Origin of the sequence: Shewanella sp. SACH (assembly GCF_001887095.2) — a bacterium.
Lineage (GTDB): Bacteria > Pseudomonadota > Gammaproteobacteria > Enterobacterales > Shewanellaceae > Shewanella > Shewanella baltica.
This window is the reverse complement of the sequence record NZ_MPDG02000001.1, coordinates 1,583,821-1,596,373: the sequence shown is the minus strand read 5'-3', so window position 1 is coordinate 1,596,373 and position 12,553 is coordinate 1,583,821. Positions and strand designations below refer to the sequence as shown.

Genomic DNA, 12,553 nt, shown 5'->3' with positions numbered 1-12,553 from the left:
CCATGGTAGATCTCGTCGTTAATTTTGATACCTTACATCAGCTATATCGTGCCTATATGCCTTTTATTAAGCCGGCAGGATTATTCATAGCCACCAGTGAAGGGCATTACCTTGGCCAGCCGCTGACGATTGCGTATCGCTTACCGGGCGCGACCATAACGAATGAATTTCGCGGTGTCGTGGTATGGATCAATCCCTTAGGTGCTTCGGGCGGCCGTCCTGTAGGCATTGGCATTAAAATTGTTTCTGAGCCCGATAGTCATAAACACCACATCGAAAAATTACTGTCCCGCGAACTGGCCTCCGGCGATCTAACCTGCACTATGTAGGTTGGCCAGCATTATTGCTCTGGTTTGAAGGTTACTTAGGTTTAAATGTTACTTAGGTTTAAACGCTCTGCTTTAAGCGTTACTCTCGTTTAACTGTTCTAGCTTTAACATTGGCCCGCACTCTAAACTGACTCTTCACCTCCGCGGAATTTGACCTCGATCCCTTGGCTGGGTATCCTTGTAGTCCTTTTGTTATTCAGCTTGGAAATCCCTGTGCTTATTGATTCACACTGCCATCTCGATCGCCTTAAAGCGGCGCCTGATCAACAAACCCTAGAACATATTCTGGCCAGCGCGAAAGCCCGTGGCGTGGACTATATGCTATGCGTCAACGTGCGCCAGCAGGGATTTGAATCGATGCGAGATAAAGTTGCAGCCTTCGATCAGGTATTTTTGTCATCGGGCGTGCATCCATTAGACGTTAAAGAAGGGCTTGATGTTGAGCAAATCCGCCGCTTTGCCACCGATCCTAAAGTGGTCGCGATTGGTGAAACTGGCCTAGATTATTTTTATGCCGACGAAACTAAATTGCTGCAACAACAATGTTTTGAGCAGCAGATCGCCCTTGCGGTCGAAGTGAATAAACCTTTGATTGTCCATACTCGCGATGCGCGTGAAGACACGATCACTATGCTTAAGCAGGGCAACGCGGATAAAGTTGGCGGCGTACTGCATTGCTTTACTGAGAATTGGGAAATGGCGAAAGCGGCGATTGACCTTGGCTTTTACATTTCAGTATCAGGCATAGTCACCTTTAAAAATGCCGGTGAACTTCGCACTGTTATCCGTAAAGTGCCACAGGATCGCCTGCTGGTTGAAACGGATTCGCCTTATTTGGCGCCTATTCCACACCGTGGTCAAGAGAACCAGCCCGCTTATGTGCGTGATGTTGCTGAGTTTGTGGCCGAGCTTAGAGGTGAGCGCTACGAAGATCTTGCTGAGTACACCAGTAATAACTTCTTTAATTTATTCAAAGATGCGGCGCGTTTAGTCGGCCGTTAGCTTTAAGTGCTTTGACCCATGTTATGCGATTGCGCGATTGCCAATACTGAGACATAAAGGCTCATGTAAAAAGGCTCATGTAAAAAGGCTCATGTAAAAAGGCTCATGTAAAAAGACACTGGCATAAAAAAAGGCCCAAAACGATGAAAGCTGTTTGGGCCTAGGGGAATGGCTCGTTGAAGAGCCGTGCGCTACAGGTGAAAGCGCCATGCAGTGCGCTTTACAATAGACTCAGTGTAGTCGAGCTTTTGCCCTAGAGTCGCGTTCACCTTCCCCTTTTTTAGGTTATTTATCGCTAAAAAACAGCAGAACTATAACGATTTTGTCTGTTCTGGTAGCAATAACACTTTATCTTTCACTAAGTCTCTGGGCAGGTTGTTTTTTAACTTATTGCCTAAATGTTTCGCCATGCCTAACGGCGCGCCGCCATAACAGACGATCACTTCACCTTGGGCTTTGTCTGCGGTCGCTAAGGGAATATCTCGCCCCATCAAATACTCTTTGGCTTCAACATCGCTCACATCGACCGTTTTTGCCGTTGGGCTAAGTTGTTTTCCCGCTAAAGCAATAATCGCTTCATGGCGGACTTTAAAACCGTGCTTACTGCTATCGGCGAGTTTAATGCCAATACGCTGAAAGCGCATACGGCCGATAAAAGCGTTGAATTCATGTGGAAATAGCCAGAATTCATCATCGCGAACCATGATGAGTTCGTCTGGTAAGCTGATGCCTAAATCCTGCTGAAAATAGTCTTTGATCCCTTGGGCTTGTTTCGCTGATGCGGTCGTGAAGGGGAAGTTTTTCTGCAGTTTAGGCTCAGGCTGTAACCGCGGCACAGAGGCAGTTTTTGTCAATTTAGCGACAAAGAAACCTTCACTGTCGTAAATCTGCGGCCAGACATGCAAGAAGCCTTCGGCAGTCGTGGCTCGCTCAGCGCCATCAAATAAATCACTTAAGGATTCAAATTGCACGGCATCGCCGTAGACTTGTTTTAAATACTCGCACACGCCTTGGTTTTCGAGACGGTTTAAGGTGCAGGTTGAGTAGACCAAACTGCCGCCGGGTTTCAGGGCGAGAAACGCTGATTCGATTAAGGCTTTTTGGGTTTCGCTAATCGCCAACACATCGTCAAGACTCCAATGTTTTAACGCATCGGCGTCTTTACGCACTGTGCCTTCGCCGCCACAGGGCGCATCAATGAGCACGGCATCGAAACTTTCGTACAGGTATTCACCAAACACACGGCCATCGAAATGGGTGAGAGCGCAGTGACTTGCGCCCATGCGCAGCACATTGGCGTGCAATACTTTCACGCGGCTCGCCGAATACTCATTCGCCACCAATAAACCTTGGTTTTGCATCAATGCGGCCATTTGCGTGGTTTTTGAACCCGGCGCAGAGGCGAGATCGAGTACGCACTGCCACTTTGCACTAGTCGTAAATGCACTAGGCGTAAAAAGTGCGGTTGGTGGCAACATAGAGCTGGCTTCTTGAATGTAGAATAAGCCCTGAATGTGCTCTAAGGCATTGCCGAGTTGTTCTTCTTCATCGTAACTGATCCAAAATCCGTCTTCACACCAAGGAATGGGATCGAACGTCCAGCCCTTAGGTTGCATCAGAGTCTTAAAGTCGTCGCTGCTGATTTTTAAGGTATTAACCCGAATTGAACGTCTAAGCGGCCTGTCGCAAGCGGCAATAAACTCGTCCATGGATAAATGGGCGGGGAGTTCTTGGGTAATTGTATCGATAAAATTTTGATTTAATTGAACCATTGATTTCATTGAACCATAGGAAAATAGACTGTGTATCAACTGGCGCGAGTATATCATAATCCCTTATTGGGTCTGAGATTTTATCCCAAGTGCCTCAGTCGTTATGGCGATTTGAGGTTTATGCACTGACGATTGCCGCAATATTAGAATGAGTTGCCATAAAGCTAGCACTCAGTAGCCATGAGCTAATAGAATAAAAACAAATAAAAATAAGGGGATTAGCGTGCTGAATCGCGTGTGGTTAGCTTTCTTTGTTACGGCATTGCTGGCAATAGCGGTGCAACTGTTCAATGGACACATAGAAGTCCTATCGGCTTCGGTCGCCGCATTATTTGCTAGCGCTAAGCTTGCCGCCGAAATTTCCCTTGGCCTGATTGGTGTACTTTCCCTGTGGATGGGGTTAATGCAGGTGGGCGAGAAGGCCGGAGTGGTCAGCGCTATCGCCTTTGTGTTTGAGCCCTTACTGCGCCGTTTGATGCCAGAAGTGCCCAAGGGCCATCCTGCCTTTGGCAGTATCACGATGAATTTAACGGCGAATATCTTCGGTTTAGATAATGCCGCTACGCCGCTTGGTTTAAGGGCAATGCATGATTTGCAGAGTTTAAATCCGCTAAAAACCGTGGCGACTAATGCACAAATCTTATTTTTAGTGCTCAATACTTCCTCTGTGACCTTAGTGCCTGTGACAGTATTCCTTTACCGTGCCCAGCAAGGTGCAGCCGCGCCTGCGGATATTTTCCTGCCGATTTTACTGGCAACCTCGGCCTCGACATTGGCGGGCTTACTGGTTGTGGCGTTAGTGCAGCGGATTTCGTTATTAAACTCAGTGGTGCTCGGTTATGGCGCCTTGATGCTCTCTGGCCTAGTGGCGAGTGGTTTTTATCTGATGACCTTAAGTGCTGAAGCCATTGGCACAGTGTCGACGGCAATGGGTAACGGCATTTTATTGTTATTAGTGTTTACCTTCGTCATTGTTGCGGGCATCCGTAAGGTGGCGGTTTATGATGAGTTTATCGAAGGGGCGAAGGCGGGTTTTGCTCAATCTATTCAGTTGATCCCTTATTTGCTCGCCATGTTATTGGCTATAGGTTTACTGCGCGCATCCGGCGCCTTGGATTATCTGTTGCACTTGATTGCCAGTGGCGTGCGGATATTGGGTTTTGATACGCGTTTTGTCGATGCTATGCCGACCGCGCTGATGAAACCTTTTAGCGGCTCAGGTGCCAGAGCCATGATGCTCGAGACAATGGATCACCACGGCGTCGATTCCTTTGCAGGCCGACTAGCGGCGATTTTTCAGGGCAGCACTGAAACTACTTTTTATGTTCTCGCCGTGTATTTTGGTTCTGTGGGTATTCGCCATGGCCGCCACGCCTTAGCCTGTGGTTTAACCGCGGATTTTGCGGGGATCAGCGCCGCGATTGCCGTTTGCTATTGGTTCTATGGTTAACAGGATGGCAAGGGTCTTGAGCGCCCTAGAATGTGTCAATGACATTTCGAGAAGCTAAAAATCAATCAGGCGCATTATGCGCCTGATTGATTTGTAAGAGCTTTAATATTAGTGCGTTGGTGTAAGTCTTTTGATGAAAAGAATTACTGGGCAGGGGCCCATTCCTGCCATTCGTTTTCGGCTTTGTGTTGCAATCTTAATACTGTTCCTGCTGCTAAACGATTACCCTCTTGAGTCGTGTCCTTAGTCGCGACATTGATGCCGCCAGCGAGTAAGGTTTCCAGCGAGCCCGCTTCGATTTGCGCGCCTGAGAATAGGCCAACATCAACTTTAATCCCAGAAGCATCCCAGAACTGACTGCTTTGATTCACTAAGTGACTGTACTGCGGCTCAATATGGGCTTGCATCAGCACGCTATTGCCCTGTGTCGACAGGTGATAACCATCGATTTGACCGACTTTGATACCACGGAAGAAGATAGGTGTGCCGACTTTCATCGAGCCTAAGTTGTTATCTTCTAGAGTAAATTTAAGCGCATCTTCGGCAACATTGGCATAGCTGCTGGCAGCGAGGTTGGCGACAAACTGGGCCGCTTTTTGACGGCTTGTACCCGGCAGTACACCGATATAAGGGCCAGTGATCAAGGTTTCTGGCGCTTTAATTCCCGCCAGAGAAATTTGCGCATCCACTAGATGATATTCACAGTCGCTGCGACTGAAATGTTCGGCGTATTCGCCGTAGAGATAGGCCGTTGCAGTGAGAGTATTGAGATCGGCATTGAGCTTCACCTGCGACACTTCACCCACTTGATGACCTTGATAGCGAATCGCTGCTTTGGCCGTCAATTTGCTTGATGCGGGTAGGGTGAGACGAATTGCCTGCGCCTGCGTTAATGCCAGCTGCTTGCTCTCATAGAGTTTTAAGTTAGCTGCATTGCTGGCTTTGCCATTGCTATCAAGCAATCCCAGACTGATGCTGCCCTTTAATGCTCCTTGAAGCGGCGCGACCGCAACATCAATACCGGCAAGACTGGCGCTAATATCCACGGCGCTGTTACGCCAGAACACATTCGGCTTTTTCAGCAAGGGCTGGAACTGTTTGTCGATAGCGAGCTTGATAGCAAAGTCTTCGGTCTTACTTTGCCAGTTCACTGAGTCAACTGTCCCAATTTGCATCTTTTTATAGTAAATCGGTGAGCCTTGGCTGACATCGGCGCCATCTTGACTGATTAAGGTCAGATGCACTTGTTGCTGACGATCATAAAAGGCTGTCGCGGCATCCACAGAACTAAACAAGGTGAGGGCGCTGTTGGCGGCGAGTGGTGTATCGCTGTGGCCTTGGATCAAGCTAACCGCACCTTGAGTGAGCGTCGTAAAGTCCCTTGCTTTGACTGACACGCCCTCTAGTGATGCTTTTACTGTTAATGCCGACTCAGGCACAAAATAGCTGTCGCTGCGAATTAGGCTAGCAAACTCAGGTTGTAACTCGAGTTGGTATTCCACCGCCGATAAATCTTTGGTTAACTTAACCGCAAGTACTGAGCCAATGGGGATTTGCTTAAAGCGAACTTCGGCGCCCGCTGAAATGCCCATGTTTTCGGCTGAGGTTAAGGTCAAGAAACGCTTCTTCGATTGCAGTAAATCAGGCGCTTTGGTTTGTAAGGCAAAACTGCTTGGCATCGCCGTTTTAGTATTAATGCCCGGCAGGAAGTTGATCACGCTGCCCGTCAGTAAACGCTCTGGATTTTTAATGCCTGAGAGGGAAATATCGGCACCTTCAAGCCAAAACACGCCGTCGTTAGTTAACAGTGAACCGTATTGAGGTTCAAACTTCGCCACAGCTATTACGCCATTGGCGGTGAGTTGTTTGCTTAAAATGCTGCCGATATTGATGCCGCGATAAACAATGCGAGTGCCTTTGTCGACACCGTTAGCATCAGCCATGGTCAGGTTTATTTCTATGCCGCCAAGGGCTGTGGTTTCTGAATCATAAAGCGAAAAAACGTCGCCATTTTTGGCAATATCCGCTTTATCGTCAGAGCTAAAACTCACGCCGCCAGCCAGAATGGATGCCAAACTCTCAGAGCTGACTTTAACCCCAGTCAGTGATGCATCAATTTTAACGCCGGAGACATTCCAAAAGTGAGAGTTTTTCTTCACTAATCGCGCGTATTGCTCTTGAATAAAAGCGCTGATGATGACTCTTTGATTACCATCTAAACGATAGCTAACCACACTGCCCACAGGGATTTGGCGGAAAAATATTGGCGAGCCAACATCCAACGAACCGAGTTTGTCTGAGGTCAGTTCGACCATCACACCTTCTGAACCGATTTGCATCGGCGGCGGTTGGCGTTCAGCTTCGAAGAAGGTTGACGCATTACCTTTACCCGGTTGAATCGCGATGTAGTTACCTGAGAACAGCGCATCTAAGCCTTCAACGCCTGTGATGCTGGCCTTAGGGGTGACCAGCCAGAAGAGAGTTTCCTTATTTAAGAAAGGCTTAGCACGGTAGTCCATCATGACTTTAACGTTTACGCCCTTGAGATCTTCATCTATTCCTATGTCTTTGACTTTACCGACAGTCAAGCCTTGGTATTTGACTAAGGTTTTACCTACGTCAATCCCAGTGGCGCTCGGAAAGTGAATTTGAATTTCAACGCCCGATTCTTTAATGCTCTTAATGCCCAGCCACGCACCCAATGCCAACGCGACAATAGGCAGTAGCCAAATGGGCGAAAAGAGTTTTTTCTTTACAACTTTCGGCGATTCAATTTGTGTCATCTTGAGGTTCCAATCGATCCCAGAGTAAACGAGTGTCTAACACTTTTGCGGCTAACTGAGTTAACAGAATAACCAAGGCAAATGCGGTCGCTGCAGGCGCGGGTTTAGCGTCGAGTAGTTGTCCCATATTCACTAATGCCACTGTGATTGAGATGACAAATAAATCGAGCATAGACCAACGACCAATCCATTCGATGATGTGAAAACCCACCATCAATTTCTTTTTTGAAATCGGAATATCAAAGCTGATCGCGCACAGATAAATGGATAAGCCGATGATTTTAATCCATGGCACTAAAATACTGGCAGTAAAAACTATCACGGCAATGGGCAACATATCTGAATGCACTAGATGCAAAATGCCCGAAAAAATGGTGTCGTGCCGCACTTGCCCTTGGTTGGTCAGCATAGTGATAGGGTAAATGTTGGCAGGCACCAGCAAGATGGCAGCGGTAATCAACAAAGCCCAACTTTTTTGCAGGCTGGAATAGTCCCTGACCTGCAACTCAGCTTCACAGCGTTGACAGTGGCTGAGGTCACTACTATTGAGCTGGCGGCAGACCTTACACAGACACAGGCCGATATCTTTACCTTGTTGCTTCATATCAGCGATGACCTTCCAATAACGTCCACATGTGCTCTAAGTCGTACTCTCGTTGAAGAAACAAAGTCACGAGAAACAACATAGTGAAGCAAAATGTGCCCATACCAAAATAAATATCCGAAAAATCAGAAAGCTGGAACGATGAAACCAAAAAGCTGATCACATAAATTTCCAGCATAGTGAGTTGTGATAATACGCCATGAAACTTCAATAATTGCTTCAATGAGTTACGCCAAAAAAGACGACTCAGTCCCCATTTCACAATCAAAATCTGCGTCAGTATCGACAACAGTAATAAGCCTGGACCAATCACCGCGGCGGCAAGCACGGCTAAACCGACGACCCAATAACCTTGGTCAAATACCGCAAACGCACCCTGAAAAACCGTGGTGGTGCGAATGCTGCCGAAAAAGTGAATTTCGAGTACGGGTAAAAAATTGGCAGGAAAATAAAACACTAGTGCCGAGATACATAGGGCGAGCATGCCATTCACAGAGCAGTAGGGAGTGTCATAAAGTGCAGTGCTGCAACGGGGACAAAGGGCTCTGACACCGCTTGGCAAGGCACGTTTGCGGACTGCTAAATCGCAGGAACGGCAAAGGATTACTGAATTTTCTGCTGCGTTTTCATGCATATAAAAATATATATTAGCCTAAATAGGAGTAATAACAGCGAGATCGGTGCAAAGTGTAGTGCTAATCAGCCGTTCTGCACAGTCTAGCGCTTTATAATCTTGGCAACGAAAGTACGCTAATAATATCAGATTAATCAGAACACTTGCATCACAAGTTCAATCTATGTCACTCTAGTTACTGTATATAAAAACAGTGCGAGGGCAGTCATGGCAGTAATAACACAGTTTGTCGTGGTCAGAGAAGGGGTTGAAAAGATGACATTCACATCTAAGAAGGAGGCTGATGCCTACGATAAGATGCTCGATATCGCCGATAACCTTATCCCCTTCATTCAAAAAGCTGATTTAGGTATAGATGAAAGCGTGGGCGAAAAGCTCGCATTCTATTTTGCTAACAATAAAGATGAGCTGACGAACTTGCTTAAAGGTGTCGTTCAGGTTAATAGTACGCCAACGAATCCACCTGCTGCGAAAAAAGCGGCTAAAAAGACCGAAGCAGCAGAATAAAATTGTTAGGAAATGTAATGAAATCGAAATTTTATGAGTCACTTAACCGTCAAGCCTTGGCCTTATTGGAAGGGGAAGACGACCTTGTTGCGGCGATGGCAAATTTTTCAGCCTTACTCAATGATAATTTAACTGAGCTGAACTGGGTGGGATTCTACGTTATGCGTGGCGAGCAACTCGTATTAGGCCCGTTTCAAGGTAAAGTGGCTTGTACACGCATTCCATTAGGAAAAGGCGTGTGTGGTACGGCGGCATTCACCAATCAAACTCAGCGAGTGGCCGATGTTCATCAATTTGATGGCCATATTGCCTGTGATTCTGCCAGTAATTCTGAAATCGTTGTGCCAGTTTGTGCCCAAGGTAACGTGGTTGCCGTGCTCGATATTGACAGCCCAATCTTCGATCGTTTCGATGAAGAAGACCAAAAGGGGCTGGAATTACTGGTTAAAAGTTTTGAAAACTGCCTATTTGATTAATTTGCGTACAATAACGCATAATTCATAGTCGCAATCGGTGGCGTGCGCCTTATAATATGCGCCTGCACGCATTAAGCTGGTTTGATTGGCATGCAATGAATAAGCTTAGTGTTTTGAGCTGTAAAAATTTGTTAAGGTATATTTTTTTTAACTTTAGTAAACGCGGCTAGGATGCTAATTTGTACGTTGACTCAATATTGAGTTTAACGAAGATAAACGACACGTAAGAAGTTGATATATATCACCTCGAATCGATGTCCCTTTTTGACTGTGGAAGTAATGATGGAATCAACAGAAAAGTTGACCGACACCAATGCAATTTTGGCGTATTTGTATGAAACATTTCCTTTGTGCTTTATTGCTGAAGGTGAAACTAAGCCATTAAAAATCGGATTGTTTCAAGATTTGGCTGAAAGGTTGGCTGATGATTCTAAAGTCAGTAAAACTCAGCTCAGAGTTGCCTTAAGACGTTACACCAGCAGCTGGCGCTATTTAAAGTGCGTTAAAGCGGGCGCACAACGCGTTAATCTGGATGGCGAACCTTGCGGCGAGTTAGAGCAAGAGCACATTGACCATGCTCAAGCCATGTTGAAAGAGAGTCAGGATAAAGCGAAAGCGAAACGTGCAGCACTCGCACCTAAGCCTGCGGCGAAGAAAGCACCTAAAAAGGTGGCTGTTCCTCAACGTGCTAAAACTGAGCGTCCTGCTAAGCCTGCGCCTAAAGCTGCAGCGCCAGTCGTAAATTATGTCCAAGCACAATTGACTGATTTAACGAAAAAACAACGCGTCAATGTTAAGTTAGGTATGACACCCGTAGCCGGTGTGATTACTGATATTAACAAGGAAGATATTCATGTTCAGCTTGATAGTGGCCTAACGATTAAAGTTAGAGCAGAACATATCCTGCTGTAATCATTTTTTAAAACGGAGTAACTTGTTGATGCGAAAACTCACTTTGGCTACCTCGATCGCCACTGTTTTTGTCGGATTTTCGGCTTGGGCCGTACCACCCACGATTCAAATCAGCGAGTTACCCACTCTCAAGCAGGAAGCGCAACATAAGGTCGCGAGCAAAAGGGTAACGGACTTATACACTCGTTCGCACTATCATAGATTTAATCTTGATGATGCCTTTTCTACGCAAATTTTTGACCGTTACCTGCAGCAGTTAGACTATCGCCGCAATGTGTTAACCCAAGCGGATGTTGATAGCTTCAAACCTTATGCTACCCAATTCGATGACATGCTCAGTTCTGGTGAACTTGAGCCTGCCTATAAAATGTTTGATATCGTCCAAAAGCGTCGTTATGAAGGCTTTGTCTATGCTTTATCCCTACTGGATAAAGAGATGGACTTCTCCGCCCCTGGCGATGCCTATGAGTATGACCGTGACGATGCGGCATGGCCAAAAGATCAAGCCGAGATCAATGAGTTATGGCGTCAACGTGTTAAATACGATGCGCTAAATCTGAAACTCACAGGTAAAAAATGGCCTGAGATTGTTGAGATCCTGCAAAAGCGTTACAACAACGCCATCAAACGTTTGACTCAAACCAACAGTGAAGACGTGTTCCAAGGCGTGATGAATGCCTTCTCACGCAGCATTGAGCCGCATACGAGTTACCTGTCACCACGCAATGCTGAACGTTTCCAAATGGAAATGAATTTAAGCCTTGAAGGGATTGGTGCTCAACTGCAACTTGAAGACGATTACACTGTGATTAAAAGCTTAATTGCTGGCGGCCCTGCGGCTGGCAGCGAAAAACTGTCGCCAGAAGACAAGATTGTCGGCGTCGGTCAAGAAGGCGGTGAAATTGTTGATGTGATCGGCTGGCGTTTAGACGACGTGGTTGATCTGATCAAAGGACCTAAGGGCAGTAAAGTCGTACTGCAAATTTTACCGAAGAAAGGTGGTTCGAATGCTAAGCCATTCGACGTTACCTTAGTACGCGATAAAATTCGTCTTGAAGACAGAGCGGCAACCTCTAAGGTGATTGAACCTAAAGATGGCGAGTACGCTAATCGCAAAGTCGGTGTGATCCATATTCCTGGTTTCTACATGAATCTGTCACAGGACGTTGAAAAAGAGCTAGTGAAGTTAAACGAAGCCAAAGTTGAAGGCATAGTCATCGACCTTAGAGGTAACGGTGGTGGTGCATTAACAGAAGCCGTGTTGCTGACGGGACTCTTTATCGATATGGGTCCTGTGGTGCAAATTCGTGATGCCGATGGCCGTGTGTCTGCGCACCGTGATAACGATGGCAAAACCAGTTATGCCGGTCCTTTAACTGTTATGGTTGACCGTTACAGTGCTTCAGCCTCTGAGATTTTTGCTGCCGCATTGCAAGATTATGACCGCGCGCTGATTGTTGGTGAGTCTAGCTTTGGTAAAGGTACAGTGCAGCAGCATAAGAGCTTAGGCCGTATCTACGACATGTATGAAAAGCCAATTGGTCATGTGCAATACACGATTCAAAAGTTCTATCGGATCAATGGCGGCAGCACTCAGCTTAAAGGTGTGACACCAAACATTGCTTACCCAAGTGCGTTAGAGCCAGGTGAGTACGGCGAAGCTGAAGAGAAAAATGCCTTGCCTTGGGATAAAGTGCCAATGGCGCAATATGGCACGCTCAATGATGTGACGCCTGAGTTAGTGACTAGCCTTGAGGCCAAGCACCTTAACCGCATCAAAAGCAGTGTAGAGTTTGCTTATATCAATCAAGATATTGCCGACTTTAAAAAGCACCACAAAGAGAAGACAGTTTCTCTGGTTGAAAGTGAGCGCATTGCCTCCCGCGAAGCCGATGAGAAGAAAGTCCTCGATAGAACGAACGAGCGCCGAGTCGCCAATGGTTTAGCACCGGTTAAATCCATGGAAGACATTAAAGACGACGCCGAATTGCCAGACGCATTTTTAGATGAAACGGCTTATATCACTTTAGATATGGCTGATGCGCAAAAACTGGCTAAAACTAGTGCTAAGTAGGCGCTAGTCG

The 12,553-nt window shown here is 46.5% G+C and carries 11 protein-coding genes; 7 read left to right on the top strand and 4 right to left on the bottom strand.

Annotated elements, in window-relative coordinates:
• Positions 1-2: 2 nt before the first annotated feature.
• Entirely contained in the window at positions 3-329 is a 327-nt protein-coding gene (locus tag BM607_RS06890) for a PilZ domain-containing protein (protein ID WP_006081920.1), read from the top strand.
• Positions 330-542: 213 nt separating this feature from the next.
• Positions 543-1,331: a YchF/TatD family DNA exonuclease gene (locus BM607_RS06885; RefSeq protein WP_006086270.1), complete on the top strand. Its 789-nt coding sequence runs from the start codon at positions 543-545 to the stop codon at positions 1,329-1,331.
• 311 nt (positions 1,332-1,642) lie between these two features.
• Here BM607_RS06885 and rsmF read toward each other — a convergent pair whose 3' ends face one another.
• On the bottom strand, positions 1,643-3,103 hold the full coding sequence (gene rsmF / locus BM607_RS06880; RefSeq protein ID WP_087486485.1) for a 16S rRNA (cytosine(1407)-C(5))-methyltransferase RsmF: 1,461 nt from the start codon (positions 3,101-3,103) through the stop codon (positions 1,643-1,645).
• Between the two features lie 223 nt (positions 3,104-3,326).
• Between rsmF and BM607_RS06875 the strand changes: the two genes are divergently transcribed.
• Complete coding sequence (locus BM607_RS06875; RefSeq protein WP_012587487.1) at positions 3,327-4,553, top strand: spore maturation protein; 1,227 nt, start codon at positions 3,327-3,329, stop codon at positions 4,551-4,553.
• Between the two features lie 143 nt (positions 4,554-4,696).
• On the opposite strand, the gene BM607_RS06870 is transcribed toward BM607_RS06875, so the two are convergent.
• From BM607_RS06870 to BM607_RS06860, 3 genes are read right to left on the bottom strand one after another with little or no spacing between them, the layout of a single operon-like run.
• On the bottom strand, positions 4,697-7,336 hold the full coding sequence (locus BM607_RS06870) for an MlaD family protein (RefSeq protein ID WP_071939377.1): 2,640 nt from the start codon (positions 7,334-7,336) through the stop codon (positions 4,697-4,699).
• Positions 7,323-7,940, bottom strand: a complete 618-nt coding sequence (locus BM607_RS06865) for a paraquat-inducible protein A (RefSeq protein ID WP_006086274.1) — start codon at positions 7,938-7,940, stop codon at positions 7,323-7,325. The genes BM607_RS06870 and BM607_RS06865 overlap by 14 nt, the downstream gene beginning before the upstream one ends.
• A 1-nt stretch (position 7,941) precedes the next feature.
• Complete coding sequence (locus tag BM607_RS06860) at positions 7,942-8,574, bottom strand: paraquat-inducible protein A (protein ID WP_006081914.1); 633 nt, start codon at positions 8,572-8,574, stop codon at positions 7,942-7,944.
• Positions 8,575-8,781: 207 nt separating this feature from the next.
• Between BM607_RS06860 and BM607_RS06855 the strand changes: the two genes are divergently transcribed.
• The 4 genes from BM607_RS06855 (at position 8,782) to prc (ending at position 12,543) form a co-directional block, all read left to right on the top strand.
• Entirely contained in the window at positions 8,782-9,081 is a 300-nt protein-coding gene (locus BM607_RS06855; protein ID WP_006081913.1) for a YebG family protein, read from the top strand.
• A gap of 17 nt (positions 9,082-9,098) precedes the next feature.
• Positions 9,099-9,557 (top strand): GAF domain-containing protein, encoded by a 459-nt coding sequence (locus BM607_RS06850; protein WP_006081912.1) that lies wholly within the window; start codon positions 9,099-9,101, stop codon positions 9,555-9,557.
• A gap of 282 nt (positions 9,558-9,839) precedes the next feature.
• Positions 9,840-10,469 carry an RNA chaperone ProQ gene (gene proQ, locus BM607_RS06845; RefSeq protein WP_006081911.1) on the top strand — a complete coding sequence of 210 codons (630 nt, stop codon included), beginning with the start codon at positions 9,840-9,842 and terminating at the stop codon, positions 10,467-10,469.
• A 28-nt stretch (positions 10,470-10,497) separates the two neighbouring features.
• Positions 10,498-12,543, top strand: a complete 2,046-nt coding sequence (prc, locus tag BM607_RS06840) for a carboxy terminal-processing peptidase (protein ID WP_006081910.1) — start codon at positions 10,498-10,500, stop codon at positions 12,541-12,543.
• Positions 12,544-12,553 lie beyond the last annotated feature (10 nt).

Excerpts from the sequence above, each read along its gene's own strand:
- BM607_RS06890 (WP_006081920.1), top strand. The coding sequence starts at position 3 with ATGGTAGATCTCGTCGTTAATTTTGATACCTTACATCAGCTATATCGT.
- rsmF (WP_087486485.1), bottom strand. The coding sequence starts at position 3,103 with ATGGTTCAATTAAATCAAAATTTTATCGATACAATTACCCAAGAACTC.
- BM607_RS06870 (WP_071939377.1), bottom strand. The coding sequence starts at position 7,336 with ATGACACAAATTGAATCGCCGAAAGTTGTAAAGAAAAAACTCTTTTCG.
- BM607_RS06865 (WP_006086274.1), bottom strand. The coding sequence starts at position 7,940 with ATGAAGCAACAAGGTAAAGATATCGGCCTGTGTCTGTGTAAGGTCTGC.
- BM607_RS06860 (WP_006081914.1), bottom strand. The coding sequence starts at position 8,574 with ATGCATGAAAACGCAGCAGAAAATTCAGTAATCCTTTGCCGTTCCTGC.
- BM607_RS06855 (WP_006081913.1), top strand. The coding sequence starts at position 8,782 with ATGGCAGTAATAACACAGTTTGTCGTGGTCAGAGAAGGGGTTGAAAAG.
- BM607_RS06850 (WP_006081912.1), top strand. The coding sequence starts at position 9,099 with ATGAAATCGAAATTTTATGAGTCACTTAACCGTCAAGCCTTGGCCTTA.
- proQ (WP_006081911.1), top strand. The coding sequence starts at position 9,840 with ATGGAATCAACAGAAAAGTTGACCGACACCAATGCAATTTTGGCGTAT.
- prc (WP_006081910.1), top strand. The coding sequence starts at position 10,498 with ATGCGAAAACTCACTTTGGCTACCTCGATCGCCACTGTTTTTGTCGGA.